Origin of the sequence: Cupriavidus taiwanensis (assembly GCF_900250075.1) — a bacterium.
Taxonomy (GTDB): domain Bacteria; phylum Pseudomonadota; class Gammaproteobacteria; order Burkholderiales; family Burkholderiaceae; genus Cupriavidus; species Cupriavidus taiwanensis_C.
The window spans coordinates 2,417,589-2,440,863 of record NZ_LT977070.1; the positions used below are offsets into that span (position 1 = coordinate 2,417,589).

18 protein-coding genes are annotated in these 23,275 nt (G+C 67.5%); 1 reads left to right on the top strand and 17 read right to left on the bottom strand.

The features are described 5' to 3' along the window. Positions 1–23: 23 nt before the first annotated feature. The 3 genes from folP to CBM2588_RS11185 form a co-directional block, all read right to left on the bottom strand. A complete protein-coding gene (gene folP, locus CBM2588_RS11175; protein WP_231942174.1) occupies positions 24–815 on the bottom strand; it encodes a dihydropteroate synthase in 792 nt (263 codons plus the stop codon). A 206-nt stretch (positions 816–1,021) separates the two neighbouring features. Further along, on the bottom strand, positions 1,022–2,905 hold the full coding sequence (gene ftsH, locus CBM2588_RS11180; RefSeq protein ID WP_012353229.1) for an ATP-dependent zinc metalloprotease FtsH: 1,884 nt from the start codon (positions 2,903–2,905) through the stop codon (positions 1,022–1,024). A 157-nt stretch (positions 2,906–3,062) separates the two neighbouring features. After that, the gene (locus CBM2588_RS11185; RefSeq protein WP_115680574.1) at positions 3,063–3,728 is read right to left on the bottom strand and encodes an RlmE family RNA methyltransferase; all 666 of its coding nucleotides are present in this window, start codon (positions 3,726–3,728) and stop codon (positions 3,063–3,065) included. A gap of 261 nt (positions 3,729–3,989) precedes the next feature. On the opposite strand from CBM2588_RS11185, the gene CBM2588_RS11190 reads away from it, so the two are divergent. Continuing rightward, positions 3,990–4,493 carry a YhbY family RNA-binding protein gene (locus CBM2588_RS11190; protein WP_018007828.1) on the top strand — a complete coding sequence of 168 codons (504 nt, stop codon included), beginning with the start codon at positions 3,990–3,992 and terminating at the stop codon, positions 4,491–4,493. A 149-nt stretch (positions 4,494–4,642) separates the two neighbouring features. On the opposite strand, the gene CBM2588_RS11195 is transcribed toward CBM2588_RS11190, so the two are convergent. The 14 genes from CBM2588_RS11195 to CBM2588_RS11260 all read right to left on the bottom strand — a co-directional run bounded on the left by CBM2588_RS11195 (position 4,643) and on the right by CBM2588_RS11260 (position 23,242). Continuing rightward, positions 4,643–5,146 (bottom strand): DUF4149 domain-containing protein, encoded by a 504-nt coding sequence (locus tag CBM2588_RS11195; protein ID WP_115680575.1) that lies wholly within the window; start codon positions 5,144–5,146, stop codon positions 4,643–4,645. 54 nt (positions 5,147–5,200) lie between these two features. After that, positions 5,201–5,677, bottom strand: a complete 477-nt coding sequence (greA, locus tag CBM2588_RS11200; protein WP_092309418.1) for a transcription elongation factor GreA — start codon at positions 5,675–5,677, stop codon at positions 5,201–5,203. Between the two features lie 248 nt (positions 5,678–5,925). After that, on the bottom strand, positions 5,926–9,174 hold the full coding sequence (gene carB / locus CBM2588_RS11205; protein WP_115680576.1) for a carbamoyl-phosphate synthase large subunit: 3,249 nt from the start codon (positions 9,172–9,174) through the stop codon (positions 5,926–5,928). A gap of 89 nt (positions 9,175–9,263) precedes the next feature. Further along, the gene (gene leuE / locus CBM2588_RS11210; RefSeq protein WP_115680577.1) at positions 9,264–9,941 is read right to left on the bottom strand and encodes a leucine efflux protein LeuE; all 678 of its coding nucleotides are present in this window, start codon (positions 9,939–9,941) and stop codon (positions 9,264–9,266) included. Between the two features lie 35 nt (positions 9,942–9,976). After that, on the bottom strand, positions 9,977–11,113 hold the full coding sequence (carA, locus tag CBM2588_RS11215; RefSeq protein WP_115680578.1) for a glutamine-hydrolyzing carbamoyl-phosphate synthase small subunit: 1,137 nt from the start codon (positions 11,111–11,113) through the stop codon (positions 9,977–9,979). 356 nt (positions 11,114–11,469) lie between these two features. Beyond that, positions 11,470–11,880 carry a RidA family protein gene (locus tag CBM2588_RS11220; protein ID WP_115680579.1) on the bottom strand — a complete coding sequence of 137 codons (411 nt, stop codon included), beginning with the start codon at positions 11,878–11,880 and terminating at the stop codon, positions 11,470–11,472. 46 nt (positions 11,881–11,926) lie between these two features. After that, a complete protein-coding gene (locus CBM2588_RS11225; RefSeq protein WP_115680580.1) occupies positions 11,927–12,352 on the bottom strand; it encodes an acyl-CoA thioesterase in 426 nt (141 codons plus the stop codon). Next, complete coding sequence (locus CBM2588_RS11230) at positions 12,349–14,037, bottom strand: AMP-binding protein (RefSeq protein ID WP_115680581.1); 1,689 nt, start codon at positions 14,035–14,037, stop codon at positions 12,349–12,351. Before CBM2588_RS11230 ends, CBM2588_RS11225 begins: the two co-directional genes overlap by 4 nt. Before the next feature lie 69 nt (positions 14,038–14,106). Further along, complete coding sequence (locus CBM2588_RS11235) at positions 14,107–15,276, bottom strand: acyl-CoA dehydrogenase family protein (RefSeq protein ID WP_115680582.1); 1,170 nt, start codon at positions 15,274–15,276, stop codon at positions 14,107–14,109. A 6-nt stretch (positions 15,277–15,282) separates the two neighbouring features. Beyond that, on the bottom strand, positions 15,283–16,134 hold the full coding sequence (locus CBM2588_RS11240) for an enoyl-CoA hydratase family protein (protein WP_115680583.1): 852 nt from the start codon (positions 16,132–16,134) through the stop codon (positions 15,283–15,285). 25 nt (positions 16,135–16,159) lie between these two features. Then, complete coding sequence (locus CBM2588_RS11245) at positions 16,160–16,963, bottom strand: SDR family NAD(P)-dependent oxidoreductase (protein ID WP_115680584.1); 804 nt, start codon at positions 16,961–16,963, stop codon at positions 16,160–16,162. Next, positions 16,960–19,314 carry a bifunctional salicylyl-CoA 5-hydroxylase/oxidoreductase gene (locus CBM2588_RS11250; RefSeq protein WP_115680585.1) on the bottom strand — a complete coding sequence of 785 codons (2,355 nt, stop codon included), beginning with the start codon at positions 19,312–19,314 and terminating at the stop codon, positions 16,960–16,962. Before CBM2588_RS11250 ends, CBM2588_RS11245 begins: the two co-directional genes overlap by 4 nt. Positions 19,315–19,501: 187 nt before the next feature. Then, on the bottom strand, positions 19,502–21,394 hold the full coding sequence (locus CBM2588_RS11255) for a propionate--CoA ligase (RefSeq protein WP_115680586.1): 1,893 nt from the start codon (positions 21,392–21,394) through the stop codon (positions 19,502–19,504). A gap of 180 nt (positions 21,395–21,574) precedes the next feature. Continuing rightward, positions 21,575–23,242, bottom strand: coding sequence for a transglycosylase SLT domain-containing protein (locus CBM2588_RS11260; protein WP_115680587.1), 1,668 nt, complete (start codon positions 23,240–23,242; stop codon positions 21,575–21,577). Between the last annotated feature and the right edge of the window lie 33 nt (positions 23,243–23,275).

Genomic DNA, 23,275 nt, shown 5'->3' on the forward strand with positions numbered 1-23,275 from the left:
GCCAACCGGTGTCTGCGCCTGGCTCAGCCCGCGCTGACGGATTCGTTGCGCACGGCCCACCAGGTCTTCACGGCGTCGACGGTCTGCTGCACATCATGCACGCGTACGATCCACGCACCGCGCTCCACCGCACAGACCGCCGCGGCGATGCTGGCGGCGACGCGCTGCTGCGGCGGCCGGCCGCCCAGGATGGCGCCCAGCGTGGACTTGCGCGAGATCCCCGCCAGCACTGGCAGGCCGTCGAGCGCCAGCTGCGGCAACTGCGCGAGCAGGCGCAAATTATGATCCGGTGTCTTGCCGAAGCCAAATCCCGGATCGAGGCAGATCCGGGCGTCGTCAATCCCGGCGGCGCGCAGCACGGCGACGCGCTCGGCCAGGAACTGCGCCACTTCGGCGACCACATCGTCGTAGTGCGGGTCTTCCTGCATGGTCTGCGGATCGCGCTGCATGTGCATCACGCACAGGCCCGCCTGTCCCGCCGCCACCGCCTCGACCGCACCCGGCATGCGCAAGCCCCAGATATCGTTGATGAGATCGGCTCCGGCCGCAAGCGCGGCCCGCATGACCTCGGGCTTGTAGGTGTCGATCGAGAGCGGCTTGCCGCAATCGCGCAGCGCTTCCACCACGGGGATCACGCGCGCCAGCTCGTCCGCCAGCGGCAGCGCGGCCGAACCGGGCCGGCTCGATTCCCCGCCGATGTCGATGATGTCGACGCCCTCGGCAATCATCTGCTCGGCATGGCGCAGCGCCGCGTCACGGCTGGCATGCTGGCCGCCGTCGGAAAAGGAGTCGGGCGTGACGTTGAGGATGCCCATCACCAGCGGACGCTGGTCCAGGGCAAAGCGGAAACGGCCACACTGGAAGTGCCGGGTCTGAGTCGTCTGCTGCAAGGTAGGAAGGCTTTGGCGATGCGCGCGGCCGGGGCCGCACAAAAAGGAAAAGCCGGTGCGCCAGGCACCGGCTTCAGGGACAGGCACTACACAGCCATCGCTACAGCGTCGTCAGTGGGACGAGCGCCGGGTCAGGCCGTGGCGGGCGCGTTGGTCGGCGCCACCGGCGAGCCGCCCGAAGGCGTGCTGCCGCCACCGTTCGGGCCCGACGCGCTGCGCGGCGGACGCGGCGGCTTGCCGGCCATGATGTCGTTGACCTGGTCGGCGTCGATGGTTTCCCATTCCATTAGCGCGTTGGTCATGGCTTCGACCTTGTCGCGGTTCTCTTCGAGCAGGCGCTTGGCCAGCGCGTATTGCTCGTCGATGATGCGACGGATCTCGGCGTCGACCTTCTGCTGCGTGGCTTCCGACACCGTCTTCGACGACAGCTTGCCGAACATGCCGTCCTGCTCGGTGTCGACGTAGACCATCGCCCCCAGCGAATCGCTCATGCCGAAGCGCGTCACCATGTCGCGCGCGATCTTGGTGGCGCGCTCGAAGTCATTGGAAGCGCCGGTGCTCATGGCGTTGAGGAAGACCTCTTCCGCCGCGCGGCCGCCGAACAGGATGGCGACCTCTTCCAGCATGCTGTCCTTGTACTTCGAATACTTGTCATGCTCGGGCAGCTGCCAGGTCACGCCCAGCGCCCAGCCACGCGGCATGATGGTGACCTTGTGCACCGGGTCGGCCTTGGGCAGCAGCTTGGCTACCACCGCATGGCCGGATTCGTGGTAAGCCGTGGCGCGGCGCTCTTCCTCGCGCATCACCGTCGACTTGCGCTCCGGACCCATGTAGATCTTGTCCTTGGCGTCCTCGAAGTCCTGCATGTCGACCACGCGCTTGTTGCGGCGGGCGGCAAACAGCGCGGCCTCGTTGACCAGGTTGGCCAGGTCGGCACCCGAGAAGCCCGGGGTACCGCGCGCGATCACCGAAGCGTCGACGTCGTTGCCGATCGGCACCTTGCGCATATGGACCTTGAGGATCTGCTCGCGGCCGCGGATGTCCGGCAGGCCCACGTAGACCTGGCGGTCGAAACGGCCCGGACGCAGCAGCGCCTTGTCCAGCACGTCGGCACGGTTGGTCGCGGCGATCACGATCACGCCCGAGTTGGCCTCGAAGCCGTCCATCTCGACCAGCATCTGGTTCAGGGTCTGCTCGCGCTCGTCGTTGCCGCCGCCCATGCCGGCGCCACGATGGCGGCCGACGGCGTCGATTTCATCGATGAACACGATGCAGGGCGCCTGCTTCTTGGCGTTCTCGAACATGTCGCGCACACGGGCCGCGCCCACGCCGACGAACATTTCAACGAAGTCGGAACCCGAGATGCTGAAGAACGGCACCTTGGCCTCGCCAGCGATGGCACGCGCCAGCAGCGTCTTGCCGGTACCCGGAGGGCCGACCAGCAGCACGCCGCGCGGGATACGGCCGCCCAGCTTCTGGAATTTCTGCGGATCCTTGAGGAAGTCGACCAGCTCGACGACTTCTTCCTTGGACTCGTCGCAGCCGGCCACGTCCTGGAACGTGACGGCGTTCTGGTTCTCGTCGATCAGCCGCGCACGCGACTTGCCGAATGAGAATGCGCCGCCTTTCCCGCCACCCTGCATCTGGCGCATCATGTAGAACCAGAACACGATGATCAGCAGGGTCGGCCCGAGGTAATACAGGGCCTGGACCAGCACGTTGGGTTCGTCGTCCGCCTTGCCGGTGACCTGCACGCCGTACTTCATCAGGTCGCCGACCATCCAGATGTCGCCCGGCGAGATGATGGTGTACTTGGCGCCTTCCTTCGGCGAGACCACCAGGTTGCGGCCCTGCACGTCGACACGCGACACCTTGCCGTTCTTGGCGTCATCCATGAACTGCGAATAGGTGACGCTGTCCTGCGCACGGGGCTTGTCGAACTGCTTGAAGACGGTAAACAACACCAGCGCGATCACGAGCCAGATTGCCGCCTTTTGAAACAGGTTGTTATTCAAGGCCGAACTCCTTTGCAATTGCCTTGCCAACGGATAGCTGCATTGTAATGCAGCCCCCGCCCTCGAGGGGAAACAGAGAAACTATGATGCCGATAGCACCGGGTGAGGGTATTTCCCTCTACATTTCTTATTCCGCCCTGGCTCGTATCGAGATCGGTCAATCCACTGTCTTCAGGTAGCGCCCAAGGATAAAGGTTTCGGAAGACTTGTCGCGCGACGCCTTGGGCTTGCGCTTCGCGACCACTTTGAACTGCCGTTTGAACTTTTCCACGATCTGGCTGTAGCCGCTCCCGTGGAAACACTTTACCAGCAATGCTCCCTCCGGCTTCAGGTGGGCCTGCGCGAATTCAAGCGCCAGGTCGCACAGGTACTCGATCCGGGCGGCGTCGGCGGAGGCCACACCGGACAAGTTGGGGGCCATGTCGGACAAAACAAGATCGATCTTGTTGCCGCCCGAGGCGTCCAGCACCACACTTTCAAGCTCGCGGAAGACCGATTCCTCGCGGAAATCGCCCTGGATAAATGTGACGTCGGCGACCGGCTCCATCGGCAGCAGGTCGATTGCCACGACCGCGCCGTCGATGCTGCCATCCCTGGCCCGCGGAGAGTCCGCCAGCTTGTTGCGGGCGTACTGGCTCCAGCTGCCGGGCGCCGCGCCCAGGTCGACAATGACCTGGCCCGGGCGGATCAGCTTGTCCTGCTCGTCGATTTCCTTGAGCTTGTACGCCGCGCGGGCGCGGTAGCCCTCGCGCTGCGCCATTTTTACGTACGGATCGTTGATGTGGTCGTGCAGCCACGAATGGTTGAACTTGTTCTTTGCCATGCCAGATACCAGCCTGTTCCCTGCCCGCGCGCGCCGGTCGGGCCGGCGGCGCAGGTTTTCCTACTGTTTTGATGATTTTGCTGCCCGACAGTGCCGGATTGACGGATAATACGCGCCAATCCGCATCCCGGCTTTGCCGCCAACCGGCGGCCGCCGGCAGCCTGTTCCAGCCGCCGTGTCACGACCGGCGCGGCTGCAGCGCCCGATTACCAGCGCCAAGCGCTCTATCACTATTTCAAGCGCCTTATCCAGCGCCAACCTATGCCTGCTCTACAACTAGTCCCTGCCCAGCGCTCTGACCTGCGCTCCCGTGCCCATGCCCTGAACCCGGTGGTGATGGTCGGCGCCGAAGGCCTGACCCGCGCCGTACTGGCCGAGATCGACCGCAGCCTCGCCGCCCACGACCTGATCAAGATCCGCGTGTTCGGCGACGACCGCGAAGCGCGCATCGCCATCTACGAAGAAATCTGCGACCAGCTCAGCGCCGCGCCGATCCAGCATATCGGCAAGCTGCTGGTGGTCTGGCGTCCGGGCGAAGCCCGCCTGAAGGAAAACCAGGCCGAAGACCTCGGCCGGCACACTCCCGCCCGCCGCGGCGGCGCCGCCCCGCGCACGGTAACGGTGAAGAAGCCCAGCGCCGCGCCCAACCGCCGTCCGACCCGCAAGGAAGTTACGGTGCTTGGCAACGAGCGCGTCACCGCCGGCGGCAATGTGAAGCGCTCGCGCGCCCGCCCGACCAGCCAGAAGAAGAAGGCGCTGGGCTGAAGCCCCGGCAGCCGGAAACAAGCGGGCGCCGCCAGGCGCCCCGATGCCGGCACGCCGCGCCCGCGGCCGTCCCGGCGGCCGGCCTCACTCCCCGGCCTCACTCCCCGGCCTCACTCCCCGGCCTCACTCCCCGGCCTCACTCCCCGGCCTCACTCCCCGGCCGAACGCGGCGCCGAAGCGCGCCACACCAGTGCCAGCGCCAGCAGGCTTTGCAGCAGGTAGAAGGCGCTGGAGACCCCGTGCAGCATGCCGAATTGCGCCTTGTACGGCGATTCCGACACCCCCACGCCCAGCGCCAGCGCCTTTTCCTTCAGGCTGCCCATGAACGGCTGGGTACCGAAGTAACCGACCAGCACGCAACAGAGCATGCCCAGCACCAGCCAGCGCAGGCCGCGGTAGCGCTGGGCGCCGCGCCGGATCATCACGTTGCACAGCACCAGCTGCAGCACGCCGATGGTCACGCCGACGACGGCTTCGGTATGGAACAGGTGCCCGGCGATCATGCCCGCCATCTCGCGGCTGGGCAGCACCGAAAACAGCGTCGGTGCCACCATGTAGCCGACGGTCCACAGGCTGCCGGCCCACACCACCGTCAGCAACAGGAAGATGCGGTGCGGCAGCGGCGGCAGGTTGTTATAGGAAGTGGAGAACACAAGCCGGCCTTTCCGGTGGCCAGCGCAGGCGCAAGCCCGCCGGCCGGGCCGGCATCAGATGTAGCGAACGGTAATGACTTCGTACTCGCGCTCGCCGCCCGGGGCCAGCACGGTGGCGACGTCGCCTTCGAACTTGCCGATCAGGGCGCGCGCAATGGGCGAGCTGACCGAGATCTTGCCGGCATCGAGGTCAGCCTCGTCATCGCCGACGATCTGGTAGCTGACCGGACTGCCGGACTCCAGGTCCTCCAGGTCGACGGTCGCGCCAAAGACGATGCGGCCATCGGTATCGAGCTGGGTCGGGTCGATGATCTGCGCGGCCGACAGCTTGGCCTCCACTTCCAGGATGCGGCCCTCGATAAAGGCCTGCTTTTCCTTGGCGGCGTCGTACTCGGCGTTTTCAGACAGGTCGCCCTGGGCGCGCGCTTCGGAGATGGCATTGATCACCGCCGGACGCTCGACAGCCTTCAGGCGCTGCAGCTCCTCCTTCAGGAGCTCTGCGCCACGCTTGGTAATCGGAATGGTGCTCATGTCTTCGTTCAACAAAAAAATGAGCCGCAGCGGAGCTGGAGCCAACCCCGGCAAACCTCGCCAGGGCACGTCCGCTCAACCGCGGCTTTCAGACAGGATCGAACGCGGGCACGCCGGTTCGATCGACGAATTTGACGTAGTTTAGGCCAGGAAGCCCGCCGGCAGCAACTCCGGCGGGCTTCCTGGGGCGGGGCGGCCGCGACGCGGACGCCCCTTTTGCGATGTGCTGCTTCCTTACCTTGAAGGCATCAGGCCAGCGAGGCATGCAGGCCCTGCAGGTCGTAGACCTCCAGGCTCTGCATGTGCTTCAGGCCTTCCACCGCGGCGCGCGCGCCGGCGATGGTGGTGTAGTAAGGAATGCGGTGCGCCAGTGCCGAGATACGGATCGAGCGCGAATCGGCGATCGCGCCACGGGTTTCGTCCACGGTGGTGAACACCAGCGCCAGTTCGCCGTTCTTGATCATGTCGACGATATGCGGACGGCCGTCCTTGACCTTGTTGACCACCTTGACCGGGATGCCGGCGGCCTCGATCGCCGAGGCGGTGCCGCGCGTGGCGACGATCGGGTAGCCCATGTCGTGCAGCATGCGGGCCACGGCCACGGCGCGCGGCTTGTCGCTGTCCTTCACCGTGATCAGCACGGCGCCCTTCTCCGGCAGGCGCGAACCCGCGGCCAGCTGGCTCTTGAACAGGGCCTCGCCGAAGCTCTTGCCCACGCCCATGACTTCGCCGGTCGAACGCATTTCAGGTCCGAGGACCGGATCGACGCCCGGGAACTTGTTGAACGGGAACACCGCTTCCTTGACGCTGTAGTACGGCGGGATGACCTCGTCGGCGATGCCCTGCTCGTCCAGCGACTGGCCGGCCATGCAGCGCGCGGCGATCTTGGCCAGCTGCATGCCGGTGGCCTTGGACACGTACGGTACGGTACGCGAGGCGCGCGGGTTCACTTCCAGCACGTAGACGGTGTCGACACCGTTGGCCTGCTGGATCGCGAACTGCACGTTCATCAGGCCGACCACGTTCAGAGCCTTGGCCATGGCCGCGGTCTGGCGCTTCAGCTCGGCCACGGTCTCGGCCGACAGCGAGTACGGCGGCAGCGAGCAGGCGGAGTCGCCCGAGTGCACGCCGGCCTGCTCGATGTGTTCCATCACGCCGCCGATAAAGACGCGCTTGCCGTCGCACAGGGCGTCGACATCGCACTCGATGGCGTCGTTCAGGAAGCGGTCGAGCAGCACCGGGGAATCGTTCGAGACCTTGACCGCCTCGCGCATGTAGCGCTCGAGGTCGCGCGGCTCATGCACGATTTCCATGGCGCGGCCGCCCAGCACGTACGACGGACGCACCACCAGCGGGTAGCCGATTTCCTCGGCCAGGCGCAGCGCTTCGTCCTCGGCGCGCGCGGTGCGGTTGGGCGGCTGGCGCAGGCCCAGGTCCTGCAGCAGCTTCTGGAAGCGCTCGCGGTCTTCAGCCGCGTCGATCATGTCGGGGCTGGTGCCGATGATGGGCACGCCGTTGGCTTCCAGGTCCAGCGCCAGCTTCAGCGGGGTCTGGCCGCCGTACTGCACGATCACGCCGACCGGCTTCTCGATCGCGACGATCTCGAGCACATCTTCCAGCGTCACCGGCTCGAAGTACAGGCGGTCCGAGGTGTCATAGTCGGTCGACACGGTTTCCGGGTTGCAGTTGACCATGATGGTCTCGTACCCGTCTTCGCGCAGCGCCAGTGCGGCGTGCACGCAGCAGTAGTCGAACTCGATGCCCTGGCCGATCCGGTTCGGGCCCCCGCCCAGCACCATGATCTTCTTCTTGTCGGTCGGCGCCGCCTCGCACTCGCCGTGCTCGGCCTCGTAGGTCGAGTACATGTAGGCGGTGTTGGTGGCGAACTCGGCCGCGCAGGTGTCGACGCGCTTGTAGACCGGACGCACGTTCTGAGCGATGCGCGCCGCGCGCACGGCCTTGGCGTCGGTCTTCAGCAGCCGCGCCAGGCGGCGGTCGGAGAAGCCCTTCTGCTTCAGGAAGCGCAGTTCGGCGGTCGACAGGCTGTCGAGCGTGCGCGACTTGACCAGGCCTTCGGTGCGGACGATGTCTTCGATCTGGGCCAGGAACCACGGATCGATGGCGGTCTCGTGATAGACCTCTTCCAGCGACATGCCCAGGCGGAACGCGTCACCGACGTACCAGATGCGGTCCGGGCCCGGCTCGCCGATCTCCTCGACGATCTCGTCGCGGTCGGTGGACTTCTCGTCCAGGCCGTCGACGCCCACTTCCAGCCCGCGCAGCGCCTTCTGGAACGATTCCTGGAAGGTGCGGCCCATCGCCATCACTTCGCCCACCGACTTCATCTGGGTGGTCAGGTGGCTGTCGGCCTGCGGGAATTTCTCGAAGGCGAAGCGCGGCACCTTGGTGACCACGTAGTCGATCGAGGGCTCGAACGAGGCCGGCGTGGCGCCGCCGGTGATCTCGTTCTTCAGTTCGTCGAGGGTGTAGCCAACCGCCAGCTTGGCCGCGACCTTGGCGATCGGGAAGCCGGTGGCCTTGGAGGCCAGCGCCGACGAACGCGACACGCGCGGGTTCATCTCGATGACGATCATGCGACCGTCCTTCGGGTTGATCGAGAACTGCACGTTGGAGCCACCGGTGTCGACGCCGATCTCGCGCAGCACCGCCAGCGAGGCGTTGCGCAGGATCTGGTATTCCTTGTCGGTCAGGGTCTGCGCCGGCGCGACGGTGATCGAGTCGCCGGTGTGGATGCCCATCGGGTCCAGGTTCTCGATCGAGCAGATGATGATGCAGTTGTCCTGCTTGTCGCGGACCACTTCCATTTCATACTCTTTCCAGCCCAGCAGCGATTCCTCGATCAGCAGCTCGCGCGTGGGCGACAGGTCCAGGCCGCGCTTGCAGATCTCTTCGAACTCTTCGCGGTTGTAGGCGATGCCGCCGCCGGTGCCGCCCAGCGTGAACGACGGGCGGATCACGATCGGGTAGCCGCTGGTGCCGGTGTCCTGGGCGATGCGGGCCTGCACGGCCACGGCCTCGTCCATCGAGTGGGCGATGCCGGACTTGGCCGAGCCCAGGCCGATCTTGGTCATCGCGTCCTTGAACTTCTGGCGGTCTTCGGCCTTGTCGATGGCTTCGGGCGACGCGCCGATCAGTTCCACCTTGTACTTGTCCAGCACGCCATGGCGATGCAGGTCCAGCGCGCAGTTCAGCGCGGTCTGGCCGCCCATGGTCGGCAGGATGGCATCCGGGCGCTCCTTCTCGATGATGCGCTCGACCACTTCCCAGGTGATCGGCTCGATGTAGGTGACATCGGCCGTGGCCGGGTCGGTCATGATGGTCGCCGGGTTGGAGTTGACCAGGATGACCTTGAAGCCTTCCTCGCGCAGGGCCTTGCAGGCCTGGGCGCCGGAGTAGTCGAACTCGCACGCCTGGCCGATGATGATGGGGCCCGCGCCGATGATCAGGATGCTCTTGATGTCTGTGCGTTTTGGCATTGCACGCTCTCTTTATGGGCCGGTCCGCCTTGCCTGCGGACCGCGCCGGTAATCAGGGAATCCGTCCGGATTCGAAAATGTGGTCTGGCTCAGTTCATCGTGGCGGTCGCCAGCTTGGCGCCGAAGCCGATGAACATCGCCCCTACCCCGCTGGACATGCCGGCCGACAGCCGGCGGCGGCGCCGGAACGCCTCGGCCAGCTTCGCGCCCACGAAGATGATCGTGGTCAGGTAGGCAAAGCTGCAGATCTGGCACACCAGCCCCAGCACCCCGAACGACAGCACCGGGTAGGCAAAGGCCGGGTCGACGAACTGGATGAAGAACGAGATGAAGAACAGGATCGCCTTCGGGTTCAGCAGGCTGATCAGCAGCGCCTTGCGGAACGGGTCGGACTGGTCCGTCGTGGCCGCCGGCACCGCCGCCGCGCCGGCGGCATCGCCGCGCGCGGCCCAGCTTCGCAGCGCGCCGCGCAGCATGTTGAAGCCGATCCACGCCAGGTAGGCCGCGCCGACGTACTTCACCACGTAGAACAGCGCCGGGCTGGCCTTGAGCAGCGAGGCCACGCCCGCCGCCGACAGCACCATCAGCACCGCGTCGCCCAGGAACACCCCACACGCGCCCTTGTAGCCGGCGCGCACGCCGCGCTGCGCCGCCACCGACAGCACGTACATCGAGTTCGGCCCCGGCAGCAGCACGATGAAGATCGTGCCCAGCACATAGGTCCAGAAGTCGGTGATGCCGAAAGCGGTATGCATGAAGGCGTTCATGGGATGTCCCGGTGTCTCTCGCTGTTCCCGGGCGCTTACTTGCGCGCGTCGGTCATCAGCTGGATGAAGCGGTCGAACAGGTAAGCCACGTCGTTCGGGCCGGGCGAGGCTTCCGGGTGGCCCTGGAAGCAGAACGCGGGCTTGTCGGTCAGCGCGAAACCCTGCAGCGAGCCGTCGAACAGCGACTTGTGCGTGACGCGCACGTTGGCCGGCAGCGTGTCGGCGTCGACCGCGAAGCCGTGGTTCTGCGACGTGATCACCACGCGGCCGTCGTCCAGGTCCTTGACCGGATGGTTGGCGCCGTGGTGGCCGAACTTCATCTTCAGGGTCTTGGCGCCGACCGCCAGGGCCATGATCTGGTGGCCCAGGCAGATGCCGAAGGTGGGGATGCCGCGCTCGATGAACTCGCGCGTGGCGGCGATGGCGTAGTCGCAAGGCTCGGGGTCGCCGGGGCCGTTGGACAGGAACACGCCGTCCGGATTCAGCGCCAGCGCGTCGGCCGCGCTGGCTTGCGCCGGCAGCACCGTCACCTTGCAGCCGCGCTCGGCCAGCATGCGCAGGATGTTGTACTTGACGCCGTAGTCATAGGCGACCACGTGGAACCGCGGCTGGTCCTGCTTGCCGTAGCCTTCGCCCAGCTTCCATTCGGACTGGGTCCACTCGTACGGTTCCTTGACCGAGACCACCTTGGCCAGGTCCATGCCGGCCAGGCCGGGGAACGAGCGGGCCAGGTCGATGGCCTTCTGGACGTTGTCCTCGCCGGCCAGGATGCAGCCGTTCTGGGCACCCTTTTCGCGCAGGATACGCGTCAGCTTGCGCGTATCGATGCCGGCGATGGCCACCACCTTTTCCTGCTTCAGGTAGTGGGCCAGGGTGTGTTCCTTGCGGAAGTTGGAGGCCAGGATCGGCAGATCCTTGATGATCAGGCCGGCGGCATGGACTTTCGTGGCTTCGACATCCTCAGGATTGACACCGTAGTTGCCGATATGCGGATACGTCAGCGTGACGATCTGCCGCGAGTAGCTCGGGTCGGTGAGGATTTCCTGGTAACCGGTGATGGCGGTGTTGAACACCACTTCGCCGATGGTATGGCCGGAAGCGCCAATGGAATAGCCACGAAAGACCGTGCCGTCTGCTAGCGCGAGAATGGCGGACGGGAAAGACGGTAACACGGGTAGGCTCCTGCTGGACTCACCCCGTGACCGACCAATCGACGCCTCGTGCCTCCCAGGCTGGATCCGTGATGGCGGCAGCGGCATTGCGCCGATGCGGTCGGATCCGGTCGCGGCATGCACTTTGCATCACATCAAATATGAACGGCAAAGGCGGCGCGGATGGGGGCGGCGGAAGGTGGAAAGCGGTTGGCGCTAGGGTGAAGGGTTCTGAAAGCGAAACTTTCGAATTATATCCCGAGCCACCCAATTTCTCAAGTTTTCAAGGACTTGCGCGCGGCAGGCGGCAACCTCGCCGCGCCAGCGGCGGCCGCGCTGCCCGCGCCCACGGCCCGGGTTGCACCCCGGCAGCCGGATTATCGCGGCGGCGGCACCACCGCCGTGACCTCGATTTCCACCTTGGCGCGCGGCTCGACCAGGTCGGCGACCTCGACCGCCGTCATGGCCGGGAAGTGGCGCCCGATGATGGCCCGGTAATGTTCGCCGATCGCCCCATAGGCGCCGACATACTCGGCCTTGTCCTTCACATACCAGGTCATGCGCGCGATATGCTCGGGCCGCGCCTCGCCGGCCGCCAGCACTGCGACGACGTTGCGCAGCGTCTGCGCCACCTGCAGGCCGAAGTCGTCGGTCTCGAATTCACATTGGCTGTTCCAGCCGATCTGGCCGCTGATGAACAGCAGGCGGCTGCCGGCCTGCATCTCGGTCATCATGCCGTTGGCGTAGCCGCGCGGCGGCGCCCAGTCGGGCGGCTGCAGGATCTTCATGTCGTTTCCCTGTGGTTGCTTGGTATGAGTGGATGGAAATCGGGGTTCAGGCCGCGGCGACCAGGTAACGCGCCATGGCCTCGCGCACGGATTCGGGCAGCGGCTGCGGCGCAATCGCGCCGGTATCGACGCAGACCAGCCGTTGCGTCACTTCCATGCGGGTATCGTCGTGGGGGCCGGCAAAGCGGATCGCCAGCGTGAAGCTGGACTGGCCCAGTTTCAGTACACGCAACTCGCGTGTCAGCACCTCGCCCAGCCGGCTGGGCGCCAGGAAGCGGCACTCCAGCTCGGCCGTCGGCACGCCCGCGCGGCCCTCGCCATGCATGGCATCGAATGGCCAGCCCAGCGCCTCGCCGAACCAGTCCTCGATCAGGTCGTTGAGCATCTCGAAGTAGCGCGGATAGAACACGATGCCGGCGGCGTCGCAGTGCTTGAAGCGCACCAGCACGGTATTGCGGAACACGTCGCTCATGGCTGCCCCTGGTTTGGCTTGCCGCCATTGCCTGCAGCCGGCCCCTGCTCCGCCATCTGGCGCAGCCTGAAGCGCTGCAGCTTGCCGGTCTCGGTGCGCGGCAGCGCCGGCACGAACTCGATGCGGCGCGGGTACTTGTACGGCGCGATCTGCCGCTTCACGTAGTCCTGCAGCGCGGTGCGCGTGGCGTCGTCAGCGGGCACGCCTTCGCGCAGCACCACGTAGGCCATCACCACCTGGCCGCGCCCGTCGTCCGGCGCGCCGACCACGCCGCATTCGGCCACCGCCTCGTGCTGCATCAGCGCGCTCTCCACCTCCGGCCCGGCAATGTTGTAGCCGGCCGAGATGATCATGTCGTCGGAGCGCGCCTGGTAGTAGTAATAGCCGTCCGCGTCGGCGACGAAGGTATCGCCCGGCAGGTTCCAGCCGGCCTTCACATAGTTGGCCTGGCGCGGGTCGTCCAGGTAGCGGCAGCCGGTCGGGCCCTGCACCGCCAGCTTGCCGACCTGGCCCGGCGGCAGCGGCCGCATCTCCTCGTCTACGATCTGCGCCACGTAGCCGGGCACCACCTTGCCGATCGCGCCGGGCCTGACCTCGGCGCCGGCGCTCGAGATAAAGATGTGCATCATCTCGGTGCCGCCGATGCCATCGGTCATCTCGATGCCGGTGGCGGCCTTCCAGCTTTGCCGCGTGGCGTCCGGCAGCGCCTCGCCGGCCGACACGCTATGCCGCAGGCTGGAGATATCGAAGCGCGGCGCCAGCGCCGCCATCTGCCGGTAGAAGGTGGGCGCAGTGAAGACGATGGTGGCGCGGAAGTCGTGGATCAGTTCGAGCAACGTTTCAGGGGTGAGCTTCTCCGCCAGCACGGTGCTGGCGCCGATGCGCAACGGGAAGCACAGCATGCCGCCGAGCCCGAAGGTGAAGGCGATCGGCGGGGTGCCGCAAAAGATGTCGTCCGGCCCGGAGCGCAGCACATGGCGCGGGAACAGGTCGCACATGGCCAGCACGTCGCGGTGGAAATGCATGGTGCCCTTGGGCTGTCCGGTGGTGCCGCTGGTAAAGGCGATCAGGCAGACATCGTCGCTGGCGGTGTCGCAGGCGTCGAAGGTCTGCGGCTTGCCGGCCATTGCCGCCTCCAGCGAGCCCTCGCCTTCGCCGTTGAAATACAGCGCTTGCGCGAGGCTCGGGCAATGGCATTCGCCGCCGGGCTGCTGGTTGGCGTCGAGCTCGTCGCGCAGCCGCGCATCGCACAGCGCGGCGCTGACCTGCGCCTTGTCGATGATCTGCTTGAGCTCCCTGGCGCGCAGCAGCGGCATGGTCGGCACCGCCACCAGCCCGGCCTTCAGCGTGGCCAGCCAGCTGGCCGCCATCATCAGGTTGTTGGGGCCGCGCAGCAGCACGCGGTTGCCGGGCACCAGCCGCATGTCCTCGACCAGCACTTGGGCGATGCGGTTCACCAGCGCCGCGAGTTCGGCATAGGTGACCGTCTCGATGCGGCCGTCGCGGCGATGGCGGATGGCAACGCGCTCGCCGCGGCCTTCGCGCACGTGGCGGTCGACCAGTTCCGCCGCGGCATTGATCCGCTCGGGGTAGTCGGTGTCGGCATTGAAGCGGAACACCGGCCACTGGTCCTGCGGCGGCAGGCGGTCGCGCGCGAAGGTGTCGAGGTGGGCTGTGGTCGCCATGGCTTGTCTCCTGTCTGCTCTGTATCGGTACGGCAGTTCGTGGGTGGCGCGGGGGCGCAAGGTCCGGTCTCAGGCCGTATGCCCGGCCAGCGTCTCGCGCGCGATGATCAGCTTCTGCACTTCGGTGGCGCCCTCGTAGATGCGCAGCGAGCGGATCTCGCGGTACAGGCTTTCCACGCGCGTGCCGACCTTGACGCCCAGGCCGCCGAACATCTGCACCGCGCGGTCGATCACCTGCTGCGCGTTCTCGGTGGCGACCATCTTGGCCATGGCCGCCTCGCGCGTGGTGCGCTGTCCCTTGACGTCGCGCAGCCAGGCGGCGCGGTAGGTCAGCAGCGCCGCGGCGTCGATCGCGGTGGCCATGTCGCCGATGGCGGCCTGGGTCAGCTGCAGGTCGGCCAGCACGCCGCCGAACATCGGCCGCGCGCGGGCACGTGCCAGCGCATCGTCCAGCGCCGCGCGGCCGAAGCCCAGCGCCGCCGCGGCAACCGAAGCGCGGAAGATGTCGAGCGTCATCATCGCCACCTTGAAGCCCTGCCCCGCCTCGCCCAGGCGGTTGCCCACCGGCACGCGGCACTGGTCGAAGCGCAGCGTGGCCAGCGGATGCGGCGCCATCACGTCGATGCGTTCGGCAATGGACAGGCCCGGCGTGTCGGCGTCGACCACCAGCGCCGTAATGCCGCGCGCGCCCGGGGCCTCGCCGGTGCGCACGAACACGCAGTAGAAATCCGCGATGCCGCCATTCGAGATCCAGGTCTTGGCGCCATCGATCACATAGTGGCTGCCGTCGTCCGACAGCTTCGCGCTGCATTGCATCGCGGCGACATCCGAGCCGGCCTCGGGCTCCGACAGCGCGAACGCGGCAATTGCCTCGCCGCGGGCCACGCGCGGCAGGTAGCGCGCGCGCAGCGCGTCGCTGCCCGCCAGCGTGATCGCGCCCGAGCCCAGGCCCTGCATGGCAAAGGCAAAATCGGCCAGGCCGTCATGGCGCGCGAGCGTCTCGCGCAGCAGGCACAGCGAGCGCGAGTCCAGCGCCGGCAGCGCGCCGCCATGCGCGGCCGGCACGCAGTAGCGCAGCCAGCCGGCCTCGCCCAGCTGCCGCACCACCGTGCGGCAGGCGGCGTCGGTATCGCTGTGGTCGACCCGCAGGTGTTGCCCGCACCATGCGTCGAGTTCGCGCTCCAGCGCGCGGTGGACGTCGTCGAACAGCGGCAGATCCAGGTAGGTCTTGTCGGACATGGCGGCTCAGTCCCCTTCGAACACCGGCTTGGTCTTGGCGACGAAAGCCTCGTAGGCGCGGCGGAAATCCCGCGTCTGCATGCAGATGGCCTGCGCCTCGGCCTCGGCCTCGATGGCTTCGTCCAGGCCCATGTTCCATTCCTGGTGCAGCAGCTTCTTGGTCACGCCGTGGGCGAAGGTGGGGCCGGCGGCCAGTTGCGCGGCCAGCGCCTGCGCCTGCGCCAGCACCGCTTCGGACGGGTGCAGCGCGTTGAAGAAGCCCCACTGCAGCCCTTCCTCCGCGCTCATCGAGCGGCCCGTGTACAGAAGCTCGCTGGCTCGGCCCTGCCCGATCACCCGCGGCAGCAGCGTGCACGCGCCCATGTCGGCACCGGCCAGGCCGACGCGCGTGAACAGGAAAGCGGTCCTGGCCTGCGCCGTGCCCAGGCGCATGTCGGAAGCCAGCGCCATCATCGCGCCGGCGCCGGCGCAGATGCCGTCGACCGCGCTCACCACCGGCTGCGGGCAGGCGCGCATCGCCTTGACCAGGTCGCCGGTCATGCGCGTGAAGTCGAGCAACTCGGGCATGGTCATCTGCGTCAGCGGCCCGATGATCTCGTGCACATCGCCGCCCGAGCAGAAGTTGCCGCCGGCGCCGGTGACCACCACCGCCTTGATGTCGCTGGCGTAGCACAGGCCGCGGAACAGGTCGCGCAGCTCGGCGTAGGAGTCGAAGGTCAGCGGGTTCTTGCGCTCCGGCCGGTTCAGCGTGATGGTCCCGACCTTGCCGTCGTCGGACACCGACCACAGGAAGTGCCGCGGTTCATAGCCGGCAAAGCTGCGCTTGTGGTGGCGCATGTCGAGTGCGATATCAGTCATGGTTCTCTCTCAGGTCCTTGTCTTGTCAGCCCGCCATCACTTCGCCGCCGGCCACCGGGATCGCCTGGCCGGTGATCGCGCCGGCGGACGGCTGGCACAGCCACGCCACGGCGTCGGCCACTTCCTCGGGCTTAACCAGGCGGCGCTGCGGATTGCGCGCGGCCAGTTCGGCACGCGCCTGGTCTTCGGTGCGGCCGGTCTTGCCGACGATATTGGCGACCGCGTCGCGCACGATATCGGTCTCGGTGTAGCCCGGGCAAACCGCGTTGACGGTCACGCCCTTGGCCGCGGTCTCCAGCGCCAGCGCGCGCGTCAGTCCGATCACGCCATGCTTGGCCGCGCAATAGGCGCTGACATAGCCGTAGCCGATCAGTCCGGCGGTGCTGGCCACGTTGACGATGCGGCCCCAGCCGGCTTCGAGCATCGCCGGCAGTGCGGCCTGCGTGCACAGGAAGGTGCCGGTCAGGTTGACGTCGAGCATGCGCTGCCACAGCGCGGCATCGGTCTTCATGAAGGGCGCGCTGTGCGCCTGCCCGGCGTTGTTTACCAGCATCGATACCGGACCTGCCTGCTCCGTGGCCGCGGCGAAGGCGCGCGCGACGCTGTCGACATCGGCAATATCGGCCGTGACGAACGAAACGATGGCGCCTGCCGGTGCCTGCTCGCGCAGGACTTGCACCGTCGCCTGCAGCGTGCCGGCCTCGCGCCCCAGCAGCGTGACGCTGGCGCCGTCGGCCAGCAGCCGTCGCGCGATTGCGGCGCCGATGCCGCGCCCGCCGCCGGTCACCAGCGCGTGGCGGCCGGCCAGAGTTGCCGTGCTGCCCGTCATGCCTGCTTCTCCTGCGCCGCGGCGCGTTCAAGGTTGGTTTCCAGCTGCCGCTTGCCCGCCAGGTATTGCTTGGGCCAGGCGATGTCGCGGTAGCCGATGCGCGCGGCCTCCTGCAGCGTCCAGGCCGGGTTGGCCAGGTGCGGCCGCGCGATCGCGCACAGGTCGGCGCGGCCGGCGGCGATGATCGAGTCGACATGGTCCGCCTCGAAGATCGCACCCACCGCGATGGTGGCGATGCCGGCCTCGTTGCGGATGCGGTCGGCGAACGGAGTCTGGTACATGCGGCCGTAGACCGGCGCCTGGTCGGGGCTGACCTGGCCCGACGAGCAGTCGATCATGTCGGCCCCCGCGGCCTTGAACGCGCGCGCAATCTCGACCGCGTCGTCGGGCGTGATGCCGCCCTCGACCCAGTCATGCGCGGAGATGCGCACCGACATCGGCTTGTCCTGCGGCCACACCGCGCGCACCGCGGCAAACACCTCGAGCGGATATCGCAGCCGCGCCGCCAGCGAACCGCCGTATTCGTCGTCGCGCGTATTGGTCAGCGGCGAGATAAAGCTGGAAAGCAGGTAGCCGTGCGCGCAGTGCAGCTCGAGCCAGTCGAAGCCGGCCTCGGCCGCCCGCCGCGCGCTGGCGACAAAATCATCGCGCACATGGTCCATGTCGGCGCGCGTCATCGCGCGCGGGGTCTGCGATTCCCCCGGCAGGTAAGGCAACGGCGACGCCGACATCACCGGCCAGTTGCCCTGCGGCAGCGGATGGTCCATCGCCTCCCAGCCGAGCTGGGTCGAGCCCTTGCGGCCCGCGTGGCCGATCTGCATGGCGATGCGGGCATCGCTGTTGGCGTGCACGAAATCCACGATGCGCTTCCATGCGTCGCGCTGCGCATCGTTCCACAAGCCCGGGCAGCCGGGCGTGATGCGCGCATCGGGTGACACGCAGGTCATCTCCGCCACCACCATGCCGGCGCCGCCGAGCGCGCGCGAGCCCAGGTGGACCAGATGGAAGTCGCCCGGCACGCCGTCGGTGCAGGAATACATCGCCATCGGCGACACCACCACGCGGTTCTTCAGCGTGACCCCGCGCACGCGGAACGGCGTGAACATCGGCGGCAGCGGCTGGTGCGCCTGCAGCTTCAGGCTGTCGGCCGGCACCCCGGCCTGCTGTGCCAGCCAGTGCTCGAACTGGGCGACATAGCCGGCATCGCGCACGCGCAGGTTCTCGTGCGAGATCCGTTGCGAGCGCGTCAGCAGCGAATAGGCGAACTGCTCCGGCGGCAGGCTGCCGGCATAGCGCTCGACGTTCTCGAACCACTCGGTCGAGTTGCGCGCCGCATTCTGGATCTTCAGCACTTCCACGCCGCGCGTGGCTTCATAGCGCGCCAGCGCATCGGGCAGCCCGTCGTGGCCGCTGCCCCGGATCTCTTCGGCCAGGTCGATGGCATCCTCGAGCGCCAGCTTGGTACCCGAGCCGATCGAGAAATGCGCGGTGTGCGCGGCATCGCCCATCAGCACCACCGGCACGCGGCGGCCGTCGGGCAAGGTGTTCCAGTGCACCCATTGCCGGCAGATCACGCGCGGGAAGCGGATCCAGATCGCCGAGCCGCGCAGGTGCGCCGCGTTGCTGATCAGCTTGTTGCCGTCGAGGTAGCGCGCGAACAGCTTCTCACAGTAGGCCACGCCCTCTTCCTGGCTCATCTGCTCGATGCCGGCGGCGCGCCAGACCGCTTCCGGGGTCTCGACGATAAAGGTCGAGGTGTTGTCGTCGAAGCGGTAGGCATGCGCCTGGAACCAGCCGTGCTCGGTCTTCTCAAAGGCAAAGGTGAAGGCGTCGAACAGCTTGTGCGTGCCCAGCCAGACAAAGCGGCACTGGCGCGTATCGATATCCGGCCGGAAGGTGTCGGCATAGCGGCTGCGGATGCGGCTGTTCAGGCCGTCCGAGGCGATCACCAGGTCGGCCTGGTATTGCATCGCCAGCGCCTGGTCGTCGGACACATCGGTCTCGAACACCAGCTTCACCCCGAGCGCTTCGCAGCGCGCCTGCAGGATGTTGAGCAGGCGCTTGCGGCCGATGCCGATAAAGCCATGCCCGCCCGAGCGGATGGTGCGCCCGCCGATATGGATGTCGATATCGTCCCAGTGGTTAAAGGCGGCGTTGATCTCGCTGGCGCTGGCCGGGTCGGCCTGCTTCAGGTTGTCCATGGTGGCGTCCGAGAACACCACGCCCCAGCCAAAGGTGTCGTAGGGACGGTTGCGCTCGACCACGATGACCTCGTTGGCCGGATCCTGCAATTTCATCAGCAGGCCGAAATACAGGCCGGCGGGGCCTCCGCCAATACAAAGCACGCGCATCTGTTGCCTCCTGCCGGCTGTGCCGGGCGCGCCGCCCATCGCACGCCGTCCCGGACTACACCGCCATCTAGATCAAGATTAAATATTTTATGCTTCAAATATTAGACTGCATCACGACCGATGGCAAGGCGGCGATGCGGTGTGCCGTGTGCGACACCGCCACCGCCCTTCCTTCCGCGCTGCCCCGCTAGCCCTTCAACGCGGCCTGCAGCTGTTCCAGCGCGCCCGGATCCTCGATCGTGGTCAGGTCGCCCGGGTCGCGGCCCTCGGCCACCGCTTGCATGGCGCGCCGCAGCAGCTTGCCGGAACGCGTCTTCGGCAGCGCATTGACGAACAACACGCGCGCCGGGCGGGCCACCGCGCCAAGTTGCTGCTCGACCGTCTTCATCAGCTCGCCCTCCAGCGCCAGCCGAGCCTCCGGCGTCGCCGTGCGCGCCGGATCGCGGGCGATGCAGAACGCCATTGCCACCTGCCCCTTCAGGGCGTCCTGCACGCCTACCACGGCCACCTCGGCCACGGCGGCGCTGGACGACAGGCTTTCCTCGATCTCGCGCGTGCCCAGCCGGTGCCCCGCGACGTTGATCACGTCGTCGGTGCGCCCGAGGATAAAGACATAGCCGTCGGCATCGCGCACGCCCCAGTCGAAGGTGGAATAGCACAGACGGTTCGGCACCGCCTGCCAATAGGTGCGCACGAAGCGGTCATCGTCGCCCCACACCGTGCTCATGCACCCCGGCGGCAGCGGGCCGTCGATGGCGACCACGCCCTTCTGCCCCGGCGGGCATTCCCCGCCGGTGTTCTCGTCGACGATCTTCAGGTCATAGCCGTAGGCCGGCACGCCGGGCGAGCCCAGCTTGGGCGGCAGCGCCTCGAGGCCACGCTGGATGGCAATGATGGGCCAGCCCGATTCGGTCTGCCAGTAGTTGTCGACCACGGGCTTGCCCAGGCCGTCCTGGATCCAGCGCGCGGTGGGCTCGTCCAGCGGCTCGCCGGCCAGGAACAGCAGGCGCAGGCTGGACAGGTCGTATCGTGTCAGCCACGCGGGGTCCTGCTTCTTCAGCACCCGGATCGCGGTGGGCGCGCTGAACATCAGGTTGACCCGGTATTGCTCGACCAGGCGCCACAGGATGCCGCCATCGGGGCGGACCGGCGTGCCTTCATACATCAGCGTGGCCATGCCGGCCAGCAGCGGGCCATAGACGATATAGCTGTGCCCCACCACCCAGCCGATGTCCGACGCGGTGAACATGGTGTCGCCGGCCTTGCCGCAGAAGATGTATTCCATCGACGTGGCCAGCGCCACCGCATAGCCGCCGGTATCGCGCTGCACGCCCTTGGGCTTGCCGGTGGTGCCCGAGGTATAGAGCACATAGGACGGCTCGCTTGACTCAAGCCACACGCACGGCACCTGCACGCCGGCGACGCGCTCGCGCCACGCGGCATAGTCTTCATCGCGGCCTTCGGTGCGGGGCATGTCGGCCAGTTGCCGGTCCACCAGCAGCACCTTCCCGGGCTGGTGCGACGACAGCCGGATAGCCTCGTCCAGCAGCGGCTTGTACGGCACCACCTTGCCCGCGCGCGAACCGGCGTCGGCGCTGACCACCACGCGCGGCCGGGCATCCTCGATGCGCGCGGCCAGGCTGACCGAGGCAAAGCCGCCGAACACCACCGAATGGATCGCGCCGATGCGCGCGCACGCCAGCATCGCGAAGGCGGCTTCCGGGATCATCGGCATATAGATCAGCACGCGGTCGCCCCGCTGCACGCCCAGCCCTTGCAGGATCGCCGCCATGCGGCTGACCTCGTCGTGCAGTTCGGCGTAGGTGAAGCTGCGGGCCTGGTCAGTCTCGGTCGAGACCCAGTGCAGCGCCGGCTGGCTGGCGCGGGCCGCCAGGTGGCGGTCGACCGCGTTGTGGCACAGGTTGGTGCGCCCGCCGACGAACCAGCGCGTGAAGGGAGCGCGGCTGTTGTCGAGCACCTGGCTGAACGGGGTTTCCCAGTCGATGCGTGCCGCCTGTTCGGCCCAGAACCCCTCGGGGTCGGCCAGCGAACGGGCATGCACGGCATGGCTTGCCGTCATGTCTGTCTCCTCCGCTTTTGCGGTGGTTGTTGATATGCCCGTAGTTTGCCACCGGCCCGGGCAGCCGTGGCCACGCTTTCAGCGCGCTGGCGCACGGGGCGGCACCGGCACATGAAAAAAGGGGCGTGCCGACGGCATCGCCCCTTCTTGCTGCCCCGGCGTCGCGCCGGCGCGATCCCGTCAGCGCGCCTTGACGCTTTTCGCGCTGGCCTTGGTGGTGGTCTTGGCCGACACCTTGGCGACTGCCGGCGCCTTGGCCCCGCGTCGCGGCGAGGCCTCGACCACCACGCGCTGGCGCGTCTCGCCCTTGCCCTTGGCGGAAACCCGCACCACCTTGGCGCCCTTGCCTGCCGGCTCCTTGCGGCTGGCCTGTTCGCTGCGCTCGGCCCGCTCGGCCCGGTCCGCGCGTTCGGCACGGGCCGCGCGCACGGCGCCGGCGCCGCGCACCGGCACCATCAGCACCAGGCTCTGCCCGGCCACCAGCTTGGTGCCGGACAGCTTGTTCCACGACTGCACCTGCCCGGCCGAGACGCCATAGCGCCGCGCCACCGAGGTCACGGTATCGCGCCGGCCGGCGCGCACCACCACCCGGCGGGCATCGGGCAGGTCCGGCTCCATCGCCAGCATGGCGCTGTCGGCGAGGGTGGCGCTGATGTCCTGGTCATGCCGGCCCGAGCGCGGGATCATCACGGTCGAGCCCGCCTTCAGGCGCATGCCCTTGGGGATGCTGTTGATCTCGCGCAGCGTGTCGGCGTCGACATTCAGGCGCGCCGCCAGTGACTCGACGCGCTCGCGGCTGTCCACCGTCACCGCGGCCCAGCTCGACAGCCCGCCGCGATAGGTGTTCAGGTTGTACTGGAAGCGTTCGGCGTTATCGAACGGCAGCAGGATCTGCGGGTTCGACGCGCCCAGGATCACTGGCCGGTTGAACGACGGGTTCAGTGCCTTGAACTCCTCCACCGACATGTCCGCCAGTTTGGCCGCGAGATTCACGTCGATGTCGCGCGAGGTGGTCACCGTGACGAAGTACGGATGGTCCGGGATCTCGGGCAGCTTGACGCCGTACGCGGCCGGGTTGGCGATGATGTTCTTGACCGCCTGCAGCTTGGGCACGTAGTAGCGGGTCTCGTTGGGCATCGGCAGGCTGGCGTAGTCGGTCGGCAGCCCGCGCGCCTGGTTGCGCGCGATCGCGCGCGACACCGCGCCCTCGCCCCAGTTGTAAGCCGCCAGCGCCAGGTGCCAGTCGCCGAACATGTCGTAGAGCCGCGCCAGGTAGTCGAGCGCGGCGTCGGTCGAGGCCAGCACGTCGCGGCGCTCGTCGCGGAACATGTTCTGCTTCAGGTTATAGAACTTGCCCGTGCTCGGAATGAACTGCCACATCCCGGCCGCCTTGGCGGTGGACTGCGCCTGCGGGTTGAAGGCGCTCTCGACGAACGGCAGCAGCGCCAGCTCGGTCGGCATCTTGCGCTGCTCCAGCTCCTCGACGATGTGATAGAGGTAGCGGCTCGAGCGCCCGACCATCCGTTCCATGTACTCCGGCCGCTGCGCATACCACTGGGTGCGATCGTCGACCAGCGTGCCCTCCAGGTCCGTCATGGCAAAGCCGCGCCGGATGCGGTCCCAGATATCGTTGGACGGGCCGCGCAGCCAGTCCAGGCCGCCCTGGTCGACATTGATGGTGGAAGTGGAAGAGAGCGCGGACTTGTCGCTGAGGGTGTTGAGCGGGTCCCGCTTGGCAGTCTGGGCGGTCGCGGCACCGTCGGCGCCTTCAGGCGGCGTGGGGGTGCTGGCGCACGCTGCAAGCAGCGCGGCGCACGCGACCACCGCCAGTAATCGACCAATTTTCATTAAGTTCTCAAATCGTGACGCTAAAAGGTTGCG